Raw genomic sequence first — 19,081 nt, forward strand, 5'->3', positions numbered from 1 at the left:
TCGAGGTGAAACGAGCGAAGTGATCTGTGGGAGCAAAGCTTGCTCGCGATGAACGTAACGCCATTTCTCTGGAAAACCGTGATGCCCGTATCGCAAGCAGGCTTTGCTCCCACAGACCCTCTTTCCCCGGCAGAGATGTTCTTGACGCCAACCGAACGAATTCACAGCCCACGGTCTAAAATCCCGCTGCCCACCCATACAAAGGAAGTCCATTACGTGAAATCCCTTCTCGCTCTGCTTTCCCTGGTGGCCCTTCCAGTGCTGGCCGCCGAACCGACCCTGTACGGGCGCTACGAATACATCGCACTGCCGGAAATCGGCGGTGAGGTGCTCAAGGCCAAGATGGACACCGGCGCCCTGACGGCCTCGCTGTCGGCCAAGGACATCGAAACCTTTACCCGCGACGGCGAGGACTGGGTACGGTTCCGCCTGGCGACCAAAGGCGCGAGCAACAAGCTCTTTGAGCACAAGGTCGCACGCATCAGCAAGATCAAGACCCGTTCGGAAGAAGATGAAGACGACGAATCGGCTGCCCCCAGCAAACGTCCGGTGGTGGAGCTTGAAATGTGCCTAGGTGATGTCAAGCGGACCGTTGAGGTCAACCTGACGGACCGCAGCAGCTTCAACTACCCGCTGCTGATCGGCGCCAAGGCCCTGCGCGAGTTTGATGCGGCGGTGAACCCGGCCCGACGTTTTACCGCTGACAAGCCCGACTGCTGATTTCCCTGATTGACGTGCCCCCGGGGTTGGGGCACCGTTCCGGCAACTTTACTGTCGGGCGCGGACGCCATGCCTCACATTCTGATTGTCGAAGACGAAGCCGCCATTGCCGATACGCTGGTGTTTGCCCTGCAAGGGGAGGGTTTCGGCACCACCTGGCTGAGCCTTGGCGCGGCTGCGCTTGAGCATCAGAAAAGCACCCCGGCGGACCTGATCATCCTCGACGTGGGCCTGCCGGATATCAGTGGATTCGAGACGTGCAAAAATCTCAGACGTTTCAGCGATGTTCCGGTCATCTTTCTTACAGCCCGTGATGCTGAGATCGACCGGGTAGTGGGGCTGGAGATCGGGGCCGACGATTATGTGGTCAAACCGTTCAGCCCTCGGGAAGTGGCGGCGAGGGTCCGCGCCATCCTCAAGCGCGTCGCGCCGCGACCGCCCACGGATCTGGGCGCTGGGCTATTTCAGGTCGACACCGAGCGGGTGCAGATCCACTATCGTGGCAGACCGCTGAACCTCACCCGTCACGAATTCCGCCTGTTGAACTGTCTGCTGGAGCAACCCGAGCGAGTGTTCAGCCGCGAACAACTGCTCGACGCCCTGGGAGTGGCCAGTGATGCCGGCTACGAGCGCAGCATCGACAGCCACATCAAGAGCGTGCGCGCCAAATTGCGCCTGGTCAGGGCCGAGGCTGAACCGATCCAGACTCACCGTGGCCTCGGCTACAGCTACAGCCCGGGACATAGCTGATGTCGCTGGGCATCCGGATTTTCCTGGTGTATGTGCTGTTCATCGGTTTGACCGGGTATTTCGTCCTCAACACAGTGATGGAAGAAATACGCCCCGGCGTGCGCCAGTCCACCGAAGAAACCCTGGTGGACACCGCTAACCTGATGGCCGAGATCCTGCGGGACGATTTCAAGGCCGGCACCCTCAATCAGAACCGCTGGCCGCAACTGCTCAAGGCTTACGGTGAGCGCCAGCCTGCAGCATCGATCTGGGGGTTGCCAAAGAACCAGGTCAACCATCGCATCTACGTCACGGACGCCAAGGGGATTGTGGTGCTCGACTCCAGCGGTGTGGCGGTGGGCCAGGATTATTCGCGCTGGAACGACGTCTACCTGACCCTGCGCGGGCAATACGGCGCACGCTCGACCCGCAGCGTTGCCGATGATCCGACGTCTTCGGTGATGCACGTTGGCGCGCCGATTCGCGACAACGGCCGGATTATCGGCGTGGTCACCGTGGCCAAGCCCAACAGTTCGCTGCAACCCTATGTCGACCGCACCGAGCGGCGCCTGTTGGCTTACGGCGCCGGGTTGATCGGCCTGGGGCTGCTGTTGGGCGCCTTGTTGTCGTGGTGGCTGAGCGCGGCGCTACGGCGTTTGACTGTTTATGCCGAGGCCGTCAGCCAAGGGCAACGGGTAGAAGTGCCGCATTATCGCGGTGGCGAGTTCGAGCAACTGGCCGGTGCGGTGGAACACATGCGCACCCAACTGGAAGGCAAGGCTTACGTCGAGCGCTACGTGCACACCCTGACTCACGAACTCAAGAGCCCGCTGGCGGCAATCCGTGGTGCCGCCGAGTTGCTGCAGAGCGACATGCCGACGGCCCAGCGTCAGCGTTTCGTCAGCAACATCGACAACGAAAGCGTGCGCATGCAGCAGTTGATCGAGCGTTTGCTCAACCTGGCCCAGGTCGAGCAGCGACAGGGACTGGAAGAAGAGATTGCCGTGCCGCTGGCGGCATTGATGGACGAGCTGCTGGAGGCCCGCAGTGGCTGGATCGAAAGCCGGCAGTTGCAGATCGAGCGGCACATTGCCGTGGACCTGACATTGACGGGGGAGCCGTTTCTGTTGCGTCAGGCCCTGGGCAATCTGCTGGAAAACGCCCTGGACTTCACGCCCGTCAACGGGCTGTTGCGCATGAGTGCCGAGCGTGTCGGCAACCGCGTCGAGATCCGGCTGTTCAATCAGGCCGAACCGATTCCCGCCTACGCCCTGCCGCGTCTGAGTGAACGCTTCTACTCCCTGCCGCGCCCTGACAGCGGTCGCAAGAGCACCGGGTTGGGCCTCAACTTTGTGGAGGAAGTGGTGCAGTTGCATGCCGGGGAGTTCAGTATTGGCAATGTCGAGGGTGGGGTTGAGGTGGTTTTGCGGTTGCCTTGAAAACCGCCTCTGCCGCCTGACAGAACACAACCCTGTGGGAGCGAGCCTGCTCGCGATAGCAGTGGCTCAGCTTGCACGGGTGTTGCTTGACAGTCAGCTATCGCGAGCAGGCTCGCTCCCACAGTTCGTTTGCCTTGGGCAGTCTCCACACAATCTCCACAATCTCTCCATAACCCCAGCACACAGCCGGCTCAAGCTCTCCCTCATTCGAACAGGGAGAGCCCCACATGAACCGCAGCCTCGCCGTAAAACTGGGCATGATTGCCCTATTGATCCTCCTGCTGATGATCCCGTTGTTGATGATCAACGGCCTCATCGACGAGCGTCAGGAACTGCGCGACGGTGTACTGCAGGACATCGCCCGCAGTTCCAGTCACAGCCAGCAACTCATCGGGCCGATGATCGTGGTGCCGTTTCGCAAGGATGTGCGGGTCTGGAATACCAACGAGAAGACCGGCGCGCGGTTCCTGGAAACCGTCGAGCAAAGCGGTGAGTTGTATTTTCTGCCGGAGCAATTGGACGTCGACGGCCAGATCCGCACAGAAACCCGTGCACGCGGGATCTACGAGGCGCGGTTGTTTCATGCCGACAACCGGATCGACGGCCACTTCAAGGTGCCTGAGCGTTTCGGCGTGGCCACCAAGGATTTTGCCGACTACCGCTTTGACGAGCCCTATCTGAGCGTGGGCATCAGCGACATCCGCGGTATCGAGAATGCACTGACCCTGAAGCTCAACCAGCAGACCGTCGATTTCCTGCCCGGCTCGCGGATCGGCTGGCTGGGGCAGGGCGTGCATGTGCCGCTGCCAATGGTCACGGCCCAGAGCAGCACTGAGCTGACCTTCGGTTTCGACCTGCGGCTGCAAGGTACCGGTCAGTTACAGATTCTGCCGGTAGGTAAATCCACCCAAGTGCACCTGTCGGCCGACTGGCCGCACCCAAGCTTCATCGGCAACTACCTGCCGACCCAGCGCGACATCAATGAGCAGGGCTTCAGTGCCGACTGGCAGACCTCGTTTTTCTCTACCAACCTGCTGGAAACCTTGCAAGCCTGCGAGCCAAGCGATGGCTGTGAAGCGTTTCGCAGCCGTGCCTTTGGTGTGAGTTTCATCGACCCGGTGGACCAATACCTCAAGAGCGACCGGGCGATCAAATATGCACTGCTGTTCATAGCGCTGACGTTTGCCGGGTTCTTTCTCTTCGAAGTGCTCAAGAGCCTGGCGGTGCATCCGGTCCAGTACGCCTTGGTGGGCGTGGCGCTGGCGTTCTTTTACCTGTTGCTGCTGTCCCTGTCGGAACACATCGGTTTTGCCCTGGCGTATTTGCTGTCGGCCAGCGCCTGTGTGCTGCTGATCGGGTTCTATGTCTGCCATGTGTTGCGCAGCGTGAGCCATGGCCTGGGGTTTTCGGCGGGGTTGGCGGGCTTGTACGGTTTGCTCTATGGATTGTTGAGTGCCGAGGACTACGCCTTGCTGATGGGCTCGCTGTTGCTGTTCGGTCTGCTCGGTGTGTTCATGGTATTGACCCGTAAGCTGGACTGGTACCGGGTGGGAGCGAAGCCGGCGGCTGCGATGACGTTCGATCTGGGAGAGGTGAAATGAGCCGGTCGCTGGGGTTGCGCGAGGACCGGCAATGGCGAGCAGTGCTGGTGACGCGCATAGGGCAGTTGTTTCCCTTGGATCCGCTGCGCTGCCATCGCGGGCAAGCCTTGCTCCCACAGGCGGAGCAAGGTCTATGTGGGAGCAAGGCTTGCCCGCGACAAGGCCAGTATGGCTAACGCAGGGCTAGATTCTAGGCACTGTCTCGACCATCGAAGGCCGCAAGCTCACTTCGGCAAACCACGCTGCCAATTGTGGATTGGCCTTGCGCCATTCCAGATCGGGATGGCGCAGGTCCAGGTAACCCAGGGCGCAGGCCACGCTGATGGACGCAATGTCGAAATGGCAGGCCAGTTCGGCGATTGCCTCGGCTTCGAGCATGCCCAGGGCGCGGCGGATCTTGTCTCGTTGCGCATCGAGCCACTCGGCCCAGTGTTTTTCGACGGGGCGCAGGGCGGTTTCGTAGCGAATCATCACCGCGGCATCCATGATTCCGTCAGCCAGGGACGCCAGGGTCAGGCGTCGCCACCGGGCTGCGCCGTCGCGGGGGATCAGCGGATTGCCGACGTGCTGGTGGTCGAGGTAATCAAGAATGACGCGACTGTCGTGGAGCACATTGCCATTGGCCAGGCGCAAGGCCGGGATCTTGCTCAGGGGGTTGTCATCAATGAGTGCCTGGTCCGGCCTGACCGGCGTGAGCTGGCTGAGCTGCAACGCCACGCGGTCTTGCTGGCCGGTTTCGTGCAGCAGCACCAGGACCTTGCGCACGAAAGGCGAAGCGGGGTTGTGGAACAACGTCATGCTGGGGGCCGACATGCAGGTATCCTCGATTAACGGGCAAGGGCTTAGCCTAGACAGTTCCAAGTCGGCTGGCGAGGCCGATTGGAAGCCAGTGTGGGAGCGAGCCTGCTCGCGATAGCGCAGTGTCAGTCGATATCAATGTGACTGGTTCACCGCCATCGCGAGCAGGCTCGCTTCCACATTGGGTCCGCGTCGGGCTGAAGTTATCTGCGTTTGATCAGCCCCCAGGTTCCCAGCACCGTCGGCACGCCCAAACCCACCCAACTCACGGCATCCCAGGCCCCATCGCCGAGCAATGCCGAAAACAACCCCGCCGCGCTCAGCACGCCGATTGCCACGGGAATACCAAACACTTTCCAGAAACTCGACTGCCGGGGCCTCACGAGACCACCTGCGCCGCGACCGCTGCGCGTTTGGCCGCTTTTCGCCGCACGAGCCACAGGTAGACGCCGCTGCCGAGGACGATGATGGTCAGCACGTCCAGGGTCGCCCAGAAAATCTGCATCGGCCGACCGCCGTAGTCGCCGAAGTGCAGCGGCAGGGACAGGCTCATCATATCCATGTACCACGGCCGTTCAGCCACGGCGGTGACGTCCAGGGTGCTGGCGTCGATCAATACGGGTGTCAGCAGATGGGAGGTCAGGTGGGTGTCACCTTTCATGAATACGCTGTAGTGGTGTTCGCTGGAAAACAGCGTACCGGGGAAGGCGATGAAGCTGGGTTCCATGCCCGGCGCAACTTCTTTGGCGATGTCCAGCAAGCGGGTCGCCGGGGCCAGTTGCGTCAGCGGCGGGGCGTCGCGATAGGGCTCGACCATGGCGCTGAGGCTGTCATTGCGCCAGGCGGCGATGATCAGGTCGGCGCACGCCGCGATGACGCCGGTCACGCCCACCGTCAGCGCCCAGACCAGCGTGACCACGCCGATCAGGTTGTGCAAATCGAGCCAGCGCAGGCGCGTGGATTTGTCCTGGCGCACCGTGGCGAATTTCAGGCGGCGCATGAACGGCAGGTACAACACCACACCGGAAACGATGGCGATCACGAACAATAGGCCCATGAACGCCAACAGCAACTTGCCAGGCAAGCCGGCGAACATGTCCACATGCAGGCGCAGCATCACCATCATGAAACCGCCGTTGGCCGAGGGCATTTCCAGGGCCTCGCCGGTGCGGGCATCGAGCATGAACGTGTGGGAGGAATTGGGTTCGGTGCCCGGCGTCGGCGCCATGATGGTGATGACACCGTTGGGATCATCCTCGTCCCAGCCAAAATACTGGACCACCTCACCGGGGCGATGGGCCTTGGCTTTTTCCACCAGTTGCGCAAGGTCCAATGGCGGTGTGTCGGCCGGCATTTCGCGAAGCTCGGGGGCGTCGCCCAGCAGATGCTCGATTTCGTGATGAAAAATCAACGGCAGCCCGGTGATCGCCAGCATCAGCAGAAATACCGTGCAGATCAGGCTGGTCCAGGTGTGGACGAAGGACCAGCGACGGATGGTTTTGCTTTTCATGATTGATCCGAATGCAAAAAGGGCCACAGGTGGCCCTTCAAAAGGTTTACAAATGCTAACCGTTTACCATTTGTAATTCACGCTGGCGACGACGCTGCGTTGATCGCCGTAGTAGCAGTAGAAACCGTCACACGTGGACAGGTAGTCCTTGTTGAAGACGTTTTTTGCATCCACCGCCACCGATACCCCTTTGAGCGAGTTGTTCAGGCGACCCAGGTCGTAATGGGCCGAGGCGTCATATACGGTATAGGAACCGACATGGCCCCAGTCGGTGTTGGTGGTGTTGCCATAGGTGTCGCCGACGTAACGCACACCCGCACCGACACCAAAGCCGTCCAGCGGGCCGTTGTGCCAGGTGTAGTCCGCCCAGGCGGTGGCTTGGTTACGCGGCACCTGGGCCATGCGCTTGCCTTTTTCCGCCGTCGTGCCTTTGGTGATTTCACTGTCGTTGTAGGTGTAGGAGCCGATGAGCTTCAGGTTGTCGGTCACGTCGCCCGAGGCCTCCAACTCCAGGCCACGTACCTGTACTTCACCCACTTGGCGGGTGACGTTGTTTTCGGTGACAGAGTTGTTTTTCTGGGTCAGGTCGAACACCGCCGCCGTTAGCAGGGTTTTGGTGCCGGGTGGCTGGTACTTGATGCCCGCTTCGTACTGTTCGCCTTCGGTCGGCTTGAATGCATCGGTGCTGTTGACGTTGGCACCGGCCGCTGCCTGGAAGGACTGGGCGAAAGAAATGTACGGCGTCACGCCATTGTCGAAGACGTAGCTCAGCGCCGCGTTACCGCTGAATTTCTTGTCGCGCTGGGTGTTGGTCGCGCCGGCCTGGTTGTGGAACTCGGTGCCGGTGTGGATCCAGTCTTCACGACCACCCAGGGTCAGACGCCAGTTGTCCAGGGCGATCTGGTCCTGGATGTAGAGACCGGTTTGCTGGGTCTTCTGGTTGTAGTCGTACATGGTGAAGTACTGGACGTTGGAGAAATCCTGTCCGTAGGTCGGGTTGTGGATGTTGCTGGTCGGCACGCCAGTCGAACCCCAATCCCAGCGTGAATTGCTGTTGGAGCGCTGGTGATCCAGGCCCAGCAACAGGGTGTGGCTGAGGGCGCCGGTCTGGAAGTCGGCCTGGAAGTTGTTGTCCACGGCGAACTGGCTGATGTCTTCGTTGATGACGCTGGCGCTGCGCTTGACGTTGCCGTTGGCATCCACGGATTGGTCGGGGCCGTCTGGCCAGAATTGGCCACCTGCGGAGATGCCTTGGGTTTCCAGGTCGCTCTTGGTATAGCGCAGGTTCTGGCGGAACTGCCAAGTGTCGTTCAGACGATGTTCAAACGCATAGCCGAGGGCGTAGTAGGTGCGGTCGTAGAATTCCCAGTCCGGGTCACCCAGGTTTTTGTGGTGGGAAATCTTGCCGGCCGGCGACGACAGCTTGGTGCCTTGCAGCGGCAGGAATTGCCCGGTGATGCCGGTGTCGTCGCGGGTGTACTGAGACAGGAAGGTCAGACGGGTGTCGTCGTTGATGTTCCAGGTCAGGCTCGGGGCGATGTTGTAGCGTTTGTCCGGGATGTGATCGACCTGGGCGTTGCTGTCGCGCACCGTGCCGCTGAGTCGATAGAGGAACTGGCCTTCGTCATCGACCTTGCCGGTGCTGTCGAAGTTGATCTGCTTGTGTTCGTAGCTGCCGGCTTGCAGTTCGACCTCGTGGCTGCTTTCAGCTTGCGGACGACGGCTGACCATGTCCAGCATGCCGCCGGGTGGCGTCTGGCCGTAGATCGAAGACGCCGGACCACGCAGCACGGCGATGCGCTCGAGGTTCCAGGGCTCGATTTTCGGCGTGACGTAGTTGCCCTTGGGCAGCGGCAGACCATCGAGGAACTGCGTCGGTACAAAACCGCGCACCAGCAGCCAGTCGTTGCGTGAGTCCGAGCCGTAGCCGCTGCTCTGCACGCCAGCGGTGTAGCGCAGGGCGTCATTGAGGTTGAGGACCGAGCGATCTTCCATCTGCTGGCGTGTGACCACGGAAACCGAGCGCGGCAGTTCGACAATCGGCGTATCGGTCTTGGTGCCGGCTGCCGTGCGAGTGGCGACATAGCCATCGGTCGGACCCCACGCGGTCTCGCTGAGGCCGGCGCCGATCACGCTGGTTTCCGGCAAAGCCATGACGCCTTCGGGCACGGCCACCAGGCTGTAGGTGCCGGCGCTGCTTTGTTGCAGTTGAAGGCCGGTGCCGCGCAACGCCTCACGTAATGCGCCAATGGCATCGAACTGGCCCTGGACTGGTGCCGAGGTTTTGCCCGAGGCCAGGGACGGGGTCAGACTCAGGGCGAGCCCGGCCTGACTGGCAATCTGGTTCAGGGTGCTGGCCAATGGTGCGGCGGGCAGGTTGTAGGTGCGCACGCTCGAGGCTTGTTCGGCGGCCAGCAACGGGCCGCTGACCAACGGGGCGGCAAAAGCGATGGCAACGGCCAACAGACTGGGGCGCAACAGGGTGTCTAGCGGGCGGGACATACGGCGGCTCCTGAATGGAAATATTTCTCAATTGCCTTGGTGCCGGATGAAAATTCAAAAGTGATAGGGCTGGATGAAAATAATTTAGATTCAGATTGAGGTGAGGTGTCCAACGGGTCTTCGGATCGGGACGGCTTCATCGCGAGCAGGCTCGCTCCCACAGGGGATCACTGAAGATCAAATGTGGGAGCGAGCCTGCTCGCGATGGGGCCTCAAGGCTTGGTCTCGACCCTCGGCCCCACCATCACCCACCAGCGCGTGTGATGCTCGACTTGCACCGGCAAGGTCGGCAGCAGGGCGCTGAGTGCCAGATCGGTATCGTGCAGCGGGAAGCTGCCCGTGATGCGCAGGTCGGCTACCTGTGGCTCGACGCCCAGGTAGCCGCGACGATAGCGTCCCAGCTCATGGACCAGGTCTTCGAGGCGGGCGTTGTCCACCACCAGCATGCCGCGGGTCCAGGCATCGGCGCCCGGACTCAGGGCCATCGTCGGCCCGAGACCGTCGCGACGCATCAACACCTGCTGGCCTTCGCGCAGGATCTGCTCTTCGTCGGTGGCCTGCGGATGCGCCGCCACTGCCGACTTCAACACGCTCAGGCGCGTGCCTTCTGCTTTTCGCTTGACCAAAAACCGGGTGCCCAGGGCGCGCATGTTGCCTTCGCGGGTTTCAACGATAAACGGACGCGGATCGTTGTGGCCGGTTTCCACCAGGATCTCGCCTTCTTGCAGGACAATGCGGCGCTGCTTGTCATCGAAACGCACGTCCAGCGCACTGTGGGTGTTGAGGTTGATCAGCGTGCCGTCGGCCAAGCGCAGGACGCGTTGTTCGCCGGTGGCGGTGCGCTGGTCGGCCAGCCAGTAATCCAGCGGCAAGTAACGATCTCCGGCAAACAACGCCAGGCCGATCACTGCAACAATGCTGGCCAGGCTGCTACCGAGCTTGCGCACCCGGCGACGGATGTTTGCTCTGGATTGCAACAAGGCGGCTCGCCCAGGGCCGTTGGCGACACTGAAGCGTTGGTCAAGCATGCCCAGTTGCCGCCAGGCCCGGGCGTGTTCTTCGTCGGCGGCATGCCATTGGGCGAACGCTTCCCGCTCCTGGGCACTACCGCCGCCTGAGTCCAAGGACAGCTGCCAGGCAATGGCCGCATCCAGAACCCCGGTCGAGACGGGTTTGGAAGAAGGCGTGCTCATGTCGGCTCACCATAAAGCGCGATGTAGCACTGGCGCATGCCCTGGGCCAGGTACTGCCGCACCCGGGGCACGGAAACCCCCAGGCGCTCGGCGATTTCTGCATGGCTGAGGCCGTCGAGGCGGTTGTAGAGGAAGGCGGCGCGGGCCTTGCTCGACAATTTGCCAAGCAGCCGATCGATAGCCTTGAGGTCTTCGACGATCAGTTGCTGCTCTTCCAACGACGGCTGTTCGTTTTCCGGGATCAGCATCAGCTCGGTGAGGTAGGCCTGCTCCAGCGCCGCCCGACGGAAATAATCGAACAGCAGTCCCTTGGCGATCGCCACCAGAAACGCCCTGGGCTCTCGGGGCGCTGTCAGTTCCTCCCGGCCCAGCAGGCGCACGAAGGTGTCCTGGCTCAGATCTTCGGCCCGTTGCGGGCAGGCCACGTTGCGGCGCAGCCATGCCAATAGCCACCCGCGATGGTCACGGTACAACGCACCAACCAGATCACTGTGGGGGCTTGGGACTGACGACACGAAGCATCACCGACGTTTTAAGTAACGAGAATTGTTCGCGATTGTCGCAGAGGCGGGGGAGAGAAAGCAATTGGCGCTGGTCGGAGCACGATCCGCAGATTCAGGAGAGTCTGGCGCAAGGCTTGCCCGCGATGGCATCGCCGGGACTGGCAGCCTGGCCGAGTCGCCTGCATCGCGGGCAAGCCTTGCTCCCACAGGTCAATCACCTTGGGCTAAAGCGAAGGCGCCCGTTGCCGTCGCTTCCATTGGCTCAGGTGCTGTTGCAGCTCAAGCGGGCTATGGATCTGCTGCTGACGGGCACGGCTGAACAGAATGAGCGCCAATTCGGCGGTGGCCAGGGCGTCGGCGCTGGCGTTATGGCGGTCGAAGACTTGCAATTTGCACCAGTCGATCCAGTCGTCCAGGCCGGCCTTGCGCAGGTGCGCTTGAGGGCAGAGCATCGGCGCCAGGTCAGCGACATCCAGAAACGAATGCTGCAAGCGATAACCGAGGTAATCCTTCAGTGCTCGCCCCAGCATGTGGGAGTCGAACGGCGCATGAAATGCCAGCAGAGGGCTGTCGCCGACGAATTCCATGAACGCCAGCAGCGCCTCGGCGGGGTCGCTGCCGGCGGCAATTTCACTCGGCGCCAGGCCATGGATCAATACGCTGGGTCCCAGCTTCTGCTTGTCGCACTGCAAGGTGCGTTCGAACTGTTGGCTGAAGTCGATGGCGCCGTCTTCTATGACCACCGCACCGATGGACAGCACCTGATCCTTGTTCAGGTTCAACCCCGTGGTTTCCAGATCCAGCACCACCCAGCGTTGCTCCCTCAGGCTGCATTCACCCAGGGGCGCGGGGGCCGGCAGGCGCTCCAGGCGCTGTTGCACGTCTTCAGGCAACATCGGTTGGACCGGGCGTAACCAGGAAAAAATGCTCACAACTGGTACCTCAGCGTCAGGCTGCTTTGCAGCCGTTGGGCCTGGCGCAGGGATTCGCGCAGAATGCGCCGGTCCAGATGATTAAGGCTGTCGGGGTCGACCCGGTTGGAGTAGGGCAGGTTTTCGCGGGTCTGCAGTTGATGTTGTTGCATGCGGGTTTGCTGGATGAAGTGGTAGGCCTCTTCATAGGCCGCGCCATCGAGCGGTTGGATCACGTCCTTGATGACCAGTTGCCGCAAGCGCTCCAGGGTATTGTTGGCTTCGATGCCATTGGCCAGGGCCAGCAGGCGAGCGCCGTCGACAAAAGGCGTCAGGCCTTGCACTTTCAGGTCCAGGGTGGCTTTTTCGCCGTTCTTGCGGCTGAGCACGAAATCCCTGAAGCGTCCCACCGGTGGACGATGACGCAGCGCGTTCTCGGCCATCATGCGCTGGAACAAACGGTTATCGGCCACCTGTTCGAGTACTTGCTGGCGCAACTGCTCACAGCCTTGCTCATCGCCCCAGACCACCCGCAGGTCGAAATAGATACTCGAGCTCAATAGGTTTTCCGGCGTCGCTTCACGAATGAATGCGGCAAAGCGTCGGGCCCATTCGGCGCGGGACAGGCACAGCTCCGGATTGCCGGCCATGATGTTGCCCTTGCACAAGGTGAAACCACAGAGGGCCAGGCTCTGGTTGATCTGTTGGGCGATGGGCAGCAGCAGCCCGCGGATCTGCGCCGCATGGGCGGCGTCCCGGGCTTCGAACAGGATGCCGTTGTCCTGGTCGGTGTGCAGGGTCTGCTCGCGCCGGCCTTCACTGCCGAAACACAACCAACTGAACGGCACGCCCGGGTCACCCTTGTCGGCCAGGGTCAGTTCGATGACCCGGCACACGGTGTGGTCGTTGAGCAGTGTGATGATCTGGGTGATCTGCGTCGACGACGCACCATGGGCCAGCATGCGCTCGACCAATTGACCGATCTCGCCGCGCAGGGCCACCAGGGTCTCGACTTTCGGGGCGCTGCTGATGGTCCGTGCCAGATGCACCAGGTCGACCCGCTGCAGGGAAAACAGATCGCGCTCGGACACCACGCCGCACAAGCGATGGTCCTTGACCAGACAAACATGGGCGATGTGGCGCTCAGTCATGGCGATGGCCGCGTCGAAGGCGCTGTGGTCCGGCGAGAGATAGAAGGGTGTCGGGGTCATGTGCGCGGCGATGGCTTCGGAAAAATCCCCGGAGCCGTCGGCGACCACATGCCGCAGGTCGCGCAGGGTAAAAATCCCTACCGGCGCTTTTTGCTCGTTCACCACCACAATGCTTCCGACCTGCTGTTCGTGCATCAGTTTCACGGCTTCGCGCAGGGGCATGTCGGGGTTGCAACTCACCGGATGACGCATCGCCAGCTCGCCCAGCCGGGTGTTGAGCGAATATTGGGTGCCGAGGGTTTGCGCGGACTTCTGCTGGACTTGCTGATTGAACTGGTCGAGCAGGCTGCTAACTCCACGCAGCGCGAAATCACGAAACGGGCTCGACAGGGCGAATAGCTTGATGAATGCCTGCTTGTTCAACTGCAGGCAGAAGGTGTCCTCGCCGGCACGGTGTTCGGTGCGCGTGGCCCGCTCGCCCAGCAGCGCGGCAAGGGGGAAGCATTCGCCGGTGGTGATTTCGAAGGTGGTCTCGGTGCCACCTTTTGCCGAATGCGGACGCTCGCCCACGACCCGGCCCTGCTTGACGATATAAAAGTGTTCCACCGTGCCGTCGGCCGGTTTGATGATGGTGTCCCCCGGTGCGTAAAAACGCAGCAGGCATTGCTCCACCAGATAAGCCAGGTGAGCGTTTTCCATTTGGTTGAACGGGGGAAAACGCTGAAGGAATTGCAGCGTTCCCTGGATGTTCTGCAACACCGCGGTTTTCCCAGCCTGGGTAAAGGCGTCCGTTTTTTTCATAACCATGGCGCAGTCTTTTTTGAATTGTTGTGGTCGGATCTGTCCCCATGGTCAACCCCTGAGGGTAGGGTGCCCATTGGACGTAAGTCTAGGTCAACGCAAAAGGCTGGGAACGATAGAAAAATCCCTCGTGTGGTCTATCCGAAGCCTGCAATAAATGTACTTGGAAAAAAATCCGACGAAGTGCACATTGAAGCGACGCAGAACGATGTCTGACCACTGTGCCGGGGATCGATTAAAGAACGTAGAGAGCATCATGTCCGACCACGATATTTTGAGTGACGCCGAGCGCGAGGCGCTGAGTGCCGTCATGCTGGAACCCGACCTGCCGCCGCAACGAGTCTTGATTGTCGATGACGACAAGGACGCCCGTGAGCTGCTATCGGAAATTCTGGCCCTGGACGGCATTCACTGCATGACCGCCGCCAGCGGTGAAACGGCGCTCAAGTTGCTGGAAACCAAGCCGTCGATTGGCCTATTGATCACTGACTTGCGTATGGGCAATGTCGATGGCCTTGAACTGGTCCGCCTGGTCCGTGAGTCGGAGCGGGCAGCGCTGCCGATCATCCTCGTCTCCGGCGATGCCGACGTGAAGGACGCCATCGAAGCGATGCACCTGAGCGTAGTGGATTTTTTGCTCAAGCCTATTGATACGGAAAAATTGCTGGGTCTGGTCAAGCATGAGCTGGGGATGGATCTTTAAAATTGTCTGTGGGAGCCGATGAATCCCACAATGACTCGAGCATCAGCTAGGGCTTGGTGATTTTGCAATGAAAAAGCCCTGATCTTTCGATCAGGGCTTTTTCTTGTGCTGCGTTTTACCCTTCAATCACAGCCCATTGGCTGCCTTGAACTCGCGACGACGACGGTGCAGCACCGGCTCGGTATAGCCGTTAGGCTGCCGGGTGCCTTCGATCACCAACTCCACCGCCGCCTGGAAGGCGATGTTGCTGTCGAAGTCCGGCGCCAGTGGACGGTACAGCGGGTCGCTGGCGTTCTGGCGGTCCACCACCGGCGCCATGCGCTTGAGGCTTTCCATCACCTGGTCCTGGGTGACGATGCCATGGCGCAGCCAGTTGGCGATGTGCTGGCTGGAAATACGCAGCGTCGCACGGTCTTCCATCAGGCCAATATCGTTGATGTCCGGCACCTTGGAGCAACCTACGCCCTGGTCGATCCAGCGCACCACGTAACCGAGGATGCCCTGGGCATTGTTGTCCAGTTCGTTCCTGATCTGCTCCGGCGTCCAGTTCGGGTTCACGGCCAACGGGATGGTCAGGATGTCGTCCACCGAGGCGCGGGCACGTTGGGCCAGTTCGGCCTGACGGGCGAACACCTCGACCTTGTGATAATGCAGCGCGTGCAGCGCTGCAGCGGTCGGCGACGGAACCCACGCGGTGTTGGCACCGGCCATGGGATGAGCGATTTTCTGCTCCAGCATCGCTGCCATCAGGTCCGGCATGGCCCACATGCCCTTGCCGATCTGTGCGCGACCCTGCAGGCCGGTGCTCAGGCCGATATCGACGTTCCAATTCTCATACGCGGCGATCCACTTCTCGGCTTTCATATCAGCCTTGCGCACCATCGGGCCGGCTTCCATGGAGGTGTGGATTTCGTCGCCGGTGCGGTCCAGGAAGCCGGTGTTGATGAACACCACGCGTTCACTGGCGGCCTTGATGCAGGCCTTGAGGTTGACCGTGGTCCGGCGCTCCTCGTCCATGATCCCGACCTTGAGGGTGTTGCGCGGCAGGTTCAGCACGTCCTCGACGCGACCGAACAGTTCGTTGGTGAACGCCGCTTCTTCCGGCCCGTGCATCTTCGGCTTGACGATGTACACCGAGCCGGTACGGCTGTTGCGGCGCGAAGTATTGCCGTTGAGGCTGTGGATTGCCGCCAGGCTGGTGACCAGGCCATCCAGGATGCCTTCCGGTACTTCCTGACCGTCCTTGTCCAGGATCGCGTCGATAGTCATCAGATGACCGACGTTGCGCACGAACAGGAGCGAGCGGCCATGCAGGGTCAGGCCCGAACCGTCGACCGTCGTGTACGCCCGATCGGGGTTCATGGTGCGGGTAAACGTTTGACCGCCCTTGGCGACCTGTTCCGACAGATCGCCCTTCATCAGGCCGAGCCAGTTACGGTAGATCACCACTTTGTCATCGGCATCGACGGCGGCGACCGAGTCTTCGCAGTCCATGATGGTGGTCAGCGCCGCTTCCATCAGGATGTCTTTGACGCCGGCGGCATCGGTCTGGCCGACGGGGGTGCTGGCGTCGATCTGGATTTCGAAGTGCAGGCCGTTGTGCTTCAACAGCACGGTGGTCGGTGCCGAAGCGTCGCCCTGGAAACCGATCAGTTGCGCGTCGTCACGCAGGCCGCTGTTGCTGCCGCCCTTGAGGGCAACCACCAGTTTGCCATCGACGATCTTGTAAGCGGTGGAATCGACATGGGAGCCGGCGGCCAACGGCGCGGCTTCGTCGAGGAAGGCGCGGGCAAAGGCAATGACCTTGTCGCCGCGTACCTTGTTGTAGCCTTTGCCTTTCTCCGCGCCGTCGGCTTCGCTGATGGCATCGGTGCCGTACAGCGCGTCGTACAAAGAACCCCAGCGGGCGTTCGAGGCATTGAGGGCGAAGCGGGCATTCATCACCGGCACGACCAGTTGCGGGCCGGCCATGCGGGCGATTTCGTCATCGACATTTTGCGTCGTGGCCTGGAAATCCGCCGCTTCTGGCAGCAGATAACCGATGTCTTGCAGGAAGGCTTTGTAAGCCACGGCGTCGTGGGCCTGGCCGGCACGGGCCTGGTGCCAGGCATCGATCTGCGCCTGGAAATCGTCGCGTTTGGCGAGTAGGGCTTTGTTCTTCGGGGCCAGGTCGTGGATGACTTTGTCGGCACCGGCCCAGAACGCATCGGCGGTGAGGCCGGTTCCGGGGATAGCTTCGTTATTCACGAAGTCGAACAGGACTTTGGCGACCCGCAGGCCACCGACTTGAACGTGTTCAGTCATTGCTTGCCTCACTCTGCTCAGCTATTTCGCTTTTCAGCTCTTCGATTTTGACAATGAAGCCTCGGGACATTTAAACCACAAACCCCGGAACCAGTACATGCCATCGCTGGCGGCTGGGTGGGACCTGTCACGGGCGTTAAGCCTTGCTGACGGGGCTTTCAGGGATGCGACCGCGCCTTGAACAGTCATTGGTCCAACATTATGTAGTGCGCGCTGCGGCATACTACATGATCAATTGCGGTTGTGAAAATTAGACTAATTGCGTCGTTCCGCGACCCACTAAAGTGTTACGGTCACGACGAGGCACGGGATGTTCTCAAAAAACGTATGGATTGTTCCATATAAATCTTGATTTTTGTACACGATGTATCTGGTTTCATCCTGTGGGAGCAAAGCTTGCTGCGATACAGGTGCCCTGGTTTCAGAAGGACCGAGTTGTTTTCATCGCGAGCAAGCTTTGCTCCCACAGAGGCGAGGTTTATATCTTTAGGGCACCAGCCTGTCCGCGACCACCTGCCTATACTCTTCTTTCCACAACAAGAGGGCTCGCGCCATGGACCATCTCGTCATCACTGTTTTCGCCCCGGACAAGCCCGGGTTGGTCGAGCAGATCGCCCTTTGCATCGCCGAGCACGGCGGTAACTGGTTGGAAAGCCGCATGTCCCGTCTGGCGGGACAATTTGCCGGAATCCTGCGCCTGAGCGTTCCGGCTGAATCCCATGATGAATTGATCGAAGCCTTGCAAGGCCTGTCGGCCCACAACATCCGCGTGCTGATCGCCGAGGGCATCGTCGAAGAGTCCTGCACTTGGAAGCCTATCGCGATGGAGCTGGTGGGTAATGATCGCCCGGGGATCGTGCGCGACATCACGCGCTTGCTGAGTGAGCAGGGCGTCAACGTCGAGCGACTGGTCACGGACGTGCGGCCGGCGCCGATGAGCAGCGAGTTGCTGTTTCATGCCGAAGCGATCCTCGGGGTGCCAGTGACCTTGTCCCTGGACACTTTGCAGGAGCGTTTGGAAACCCTGGCCGATGAACTGATGGTGGAGCTGAAACTCAGCGACGAGAACTGATACGGGTTATCCAAGGAAAAACTGCGCCTGCCTGTGGATAACCTGTAGAGACACCTCGCCAGCCCACGTCCGCCGGGCGCTGGCGGGATATGATTAAAAAATCACCAGTTTTCAAGGGCTTGTGCACAAACGGCGGGGATCACGCTGTGGATAACCTTGGGAAGGATACGCGCAGGCCACGCCAGGCGTGGCCTGTGGAGGTTCGTGCGTTTTTTGATCAGTTGCGCCGGCGCATGCTGATCACGGCATCGACGCTATACACCGCAAGCCCAGCCCAGATAAACAGGAACGCCACCAATGTGCTGGACGACAGATGCTCACCGAACAGCAGTACGGCGAGCAACAACACCAGCGTCGGTGCGATGTACTGGAGGAACCCGAGGGTGGTGTAGGGCAAATGCCGCGCCGCAGCGTTAAAGCACACCAACGGCACCAGCGTCACGGGCCCTGCCGCCACCAGCCACCAGGCTTCGGAGGTGGTCCAGAAAACGGCTTGGGCGCTGGTAGCCGCCGGGTTGAACAACAACCAGGCAATGGCGATCGGCACCAGCATCCAGGTTTCCACTACCAGTCCGGGTAAAGCCTTGACCGGCGCTTGCTTGCGGATCAGCCCATAAAAGCCGAAGGTCAGCGCGAGCACCAGCGACACCCAAGGCAGGCTGCCCACTTGCCAGACCTGCTGCGCCACACCGACCGCGGCCAACCCCACCGCCAGCCACTGCATGCGTCGCAACCGTTCACCCAGGATCAACATGCCGAGCAATACGTTCACCAGCGGGTTGATGTAGTACCCCAGGCTCGCTTCGAGCATGCGCTCGTTGTTCACCGCCCAGACGTAGGTCAGCCAGTTGGCCGCGATCAACGTACCGCTCAGGGCCAGGATTGCCAGCCGCTGTGGATTGTCCCGCAGTTCGCGCCACCAGCCCGGGTGTTTCCAGACCATCAGCAACGCCGCGCCGAACAGCGCTGACCACAGCACCCGGTGGATGATGATTTCCACGGACGGCACGTTGGCGATGGCTTTGAAATAGATCGGGAACAGACCCCAGATGATGTAGGCACTCAGGCCCAGGATATACCCGCGACGCGGGTTGGCGGCTTGCATGCAGAATCCTTGCTTAGGCAGCTAACAAAAGAGTGATTG

General features: G+C 60.9%; 16 protein-coding genes. 6 read left to right on the forward strand and 10 right to left on the reverse strand.

Features of this window, described 5'->3' with window-relative positions:
- The first annotated feature begins 216 nt into the window (after positions 1-216).
- The 4 genes from MKS85_RS13070 (at position 217) to creD (ending at position 4,489) form a co-directional block, all read left to right on the forward strand.
- A complete protein-coding gene (locus MKS85_RS13070) occupies positions 217-720 on the forward strand; it encodes an ATP-dependent zinc protease (RefSeq protein WP_047228137.1) in 504 nt (167 codons plus the stop codon).
- A gap of 69 nt (positions 721-789) precedes the next feature.
- Positions 790-1,470, forward strand: a complete 681-nt coding sequence (gene creB, locus MKS85_RS13075; RefSeq protein WP_076383405.1) for a two-component system response regulator CreB — start codon at positions 790-792, stop codon at positions 1,468-1,470.
- Positions 1,470-2,888, forward strand: coding sequence for a two-component system sensor histidine kinase CreC (gene creC / locus MKS85_RS13080; RefSeq protein WP_139049001.1), 1,419 nt, complete (start codon positions 1,470-1,472; stop codon positions 2,886-2,888). The genes creB and creC overlap by 1 nt, the downstream gene beginning before the upstream one ends.
- A 227-nt stretch (positions 2,889-3,115) precedes the next feature.
- Positions 3,116-4,489 (forward strand): cell envelope integrity protein CreD, encoded by a 1,374-nt coding sequence (gene creD / locus MKS85_RS13085; RefSeq protein WP_188251820.1) that lies wholly within the window; start codon positions 3,116-3,118, stop codon positions 4,487-4,489.
- A gap of 183 nt (positions 4,490-4,672) precedes the next feature.
- Here creD and MKS85_RS13090 read toward each other — a convergent pair whose 3' ends face one another.
- The 8 genes from MKS85_RS13090 to MKS85_RS13125 form a co-directional block, all read right to left on the reverse strand.
- Positions 4,673-5,302 carry a glutathione S-transferase gene (locus MKS85_RS13090; RefSeq protein ID WP_076383408.1) on the reverse strand — a complete coding sequence of 210 codons (630 nt, stop codon included), beginning with the start codon at positions 5,300-5,302 and terminating at the stop codon, positions 4,673-4,675.
- Between the two features lie 188 nt (positions 5,303-5,490).
- Positions 5,491-5,670, reverse strand: a complete 180-nt coding sequence (locus tag MKS85_RS13095) for a hypothetical protein (protein WP_076383409.1) — start codon at positions 5,668-5,670, stop codon at positions 5,491-5,493.
- A complete protein-coding gene (locus MKS85_RS13100) occupies positions 5,667-6,797 on the reverse strand; it encodes a PepSY domain-containing protein (RefSeq protein WP_076383410.1) in 1,131 nt (376 codons plus the stop codon). Before MKS85_RS13100 ends, MKS85_RS13095 begins: the two co-directional genes overlap by 4 nt.
- A 63-nt stretch (positions 6,798-6,860) precedes the next feature.
- Complete coding sequence (locus tag MKS85_RS13105; RefSeq protein WP_188251819.1) at positions 6,861-9,299, reverse strand: TonB-dependent siderophore receptor; 2,439 nt, start codon at positions 9,297-9,299, stop codon at positions 6,861-6,863.
- Positions 9,300-9,511: 212 nt separating this feature from the next.
- A complete protein-coding gene (locus MKS85_RS13110; RefSeq protein WP_310662950.1) occupies positions 9,512-10,492 on the reverse strand; it encodes a FecR family protein in 981 nt (326 codons plus the stop codon).
- Positions 10,489-11,007, reverse strand: a complete 519-nt coding sequence (locus tag MKS85_RS13115) for an RNA polymerase sigma factor (protein ID WP_173406478.1) — start codon at positions 11,005-11,007, stop codon at positions 10,489-10,491. The genes MKS85_RS13110 and MKS85_RS13115 overlap by 4 nt, the downstream gene beginning before the upstream one ends.
- Positions 11,008-11,219: 212 nt before the next feature.
- On the reverse strand, positions 11,220-11,927 hold the full coding sequence (locus MKS85_RS13120; protein ID WP_047228127.1) for a PolC-type DNA polymerase III: 708 nt from the start codon (positions 11,925-11,927) through the stop codon (positions 11,220-11,222).
- Positions 11,924-13,858 carry a putative nucleotidyltransferase substrate binding domain-containing protein gene (locus MKS85_RS13125; RefSeq protein WP_305468590.1) on the reverse strand — a complete coding sequence of 645 codons (1,935 nt, stop codon included), beginning with the start codon at positions 13,856-13,858 and terminating at the stop codon, positions 11,924-11,926. The genes MKS85_RS13120 and MKS85_RS13125 overlap by 4 nt, the downstream gene beginning before the upstream one ends.
- 256 nt (positions 13,859-14,114) lie before the next feature.
- Between MKS85_RS13125 and MKS85_RS13130 the strand changes: the two genes are divergently transcribed.
- Positions 14,115-14,561, forward strand: coding sequence for a response regulator (locus tag MKS85_RS13130; protein ID WP_047228125.1), 447 nt, complete (start codon positions 14,115-14,117; stop codon positions 14,559-14,561).
- A 126-nt stretch (positions 14,562-14,687) separates the two neighbouring features.
- Here MKS85_RS13130 and MKS85_RS13135 read toward each other — a convergent pair whose 3' ends face one another.
- Entirely contained in the window at positions 14,688-16,865 is a 2,178-nt protein-coding gene (locus MKS85_RS13135; RefSeq protein WP_188251817.1) for a malate synthase G, read from the reverse strand.
- A 553-nt stretch (positions 16,866-17,418) separates the two neighbouring features.
- Between MKS85_RS13135 and MKS85_RS13140 the strand changes: the two genes are divergently transcribed.
- Complete coding sequence (locus MKS85_RS13140) at positions 17,419-17,937, forward strand: glycine cleavage system protein R (RefSeq protein WP_047228123.1); 519 nt, start codon at positions 17,419-17,421, stop codon at positions 17,935-17,937.
- 217 nt (positions 17,938-18,154) lie between these two features.
- Here the strand turns inward: MKS85_RS13140 and rarD are convergent, their stop codons facing one another.
- Entirely contained in the window at positions 18,155-19,042 is an 888-nt protein-coding gene (gene rarD / locus MKS85_RS13145) for an EamA family transporter RarD (RefSeq protein WP_047228122.1), read from the reverse strand.
- Positions 19,043-19,081 lie beyond the last annotated feature (39 nt).

It is taken from the genome of Pseudomonas sp. JL2 (assembly GCF_031570495.1).
Lineage (GTDB): Bacteria > Pseudomonadota > Gammaproteobacteria > Pseudomonadales > Pseudomonadaceae > Aquipseudomonas > Aquipseudomonas rhizophila.

Bases quoted from the DNA above. Each gene is read 5' to 3' on its own strand.
- MKS85_RS13110 (WP_310662950.1), bottom strand. From the start codon at position 10,492: ATGAGCACGCCTTCTTCCAAACCCGTCTCGACCGGGGTTCTGGATGCG.
- MKS85_RS13100 (WP_076383410.1), bottom strand. From the start codon at position 6,797: ATGAAAAGCAAAACCATCCGTCGCTGGTCCTTCGTCCACACCTGGACC.
- creB (WP_076383405.1), top strand. From the start codon at position 790: ATGCCTCACATTCTGATTGTCGAAGACGAAGCCGCCATTGCCGATACG.
- creC (WP_139049001.1), top strand. From the start codon at position 1,470: ATGTCGCTGGGCATCCGGATTTTCCTGGTGTATGTGCTGTTCATCGGT.
- MKS85_RS13140 (WP_047228123.1), top strand. From the start codon at position 17,419: ATGGACCATCTCGTCATCACTGTTTTCGCCCCGGACAAGCCCGGGTTG.
- MKS85_RS13105 (WP_188251819.1), bottom strand. From the start codon at position 9,299: ATGTCCCGCCCGCTAGACACCCTGTTGCGCCCCAGTCTGTTGGCCGTT.
- MKS85_RS13130 (WP_047228125.1), top strand. From the start codon at position 14,115: ATGTCCGACCACGATATTTTGAGTGACGCCGAGCGCGAGGCGCTGAGT.
- rarD (WP_047228122.1), bottom strand. From the start codon at position 19,042: ATGCAAGCCGCCAACCCGCGTCGCGGGTATATCCTGGGCCTGAGTGCC.
- MKS85_RS13090 (WP_076383408.1), bottom strand. From the start codon at position 5,302: ATGTCGGCCCCCAGCATGACGTTGTTCCACAACCCCGCTTCGCCTTTC.
- creD (WP_188251820.1), top strand. From the start codon at position 3,116: ATGAACCGCAGCCTCGCCGTAAAACTGGGCATGATTGCCCTATTGATC.
- MKS85_RS13135 (WP_188251817.1), bottom strand. From the start codon at position 16,865: ATGACTGAACACGTTCAAGTCGGTGGCCTGCGGGTCGCCAAAGTCCTG.
- MKS85_RS13125 (WP_305468590.1), bottom strand. From the start codon at position 13,858: ATGAAAAAAACGGACGCCTTTACCCAGGCTGGGAAAACCGCGGTGTTG.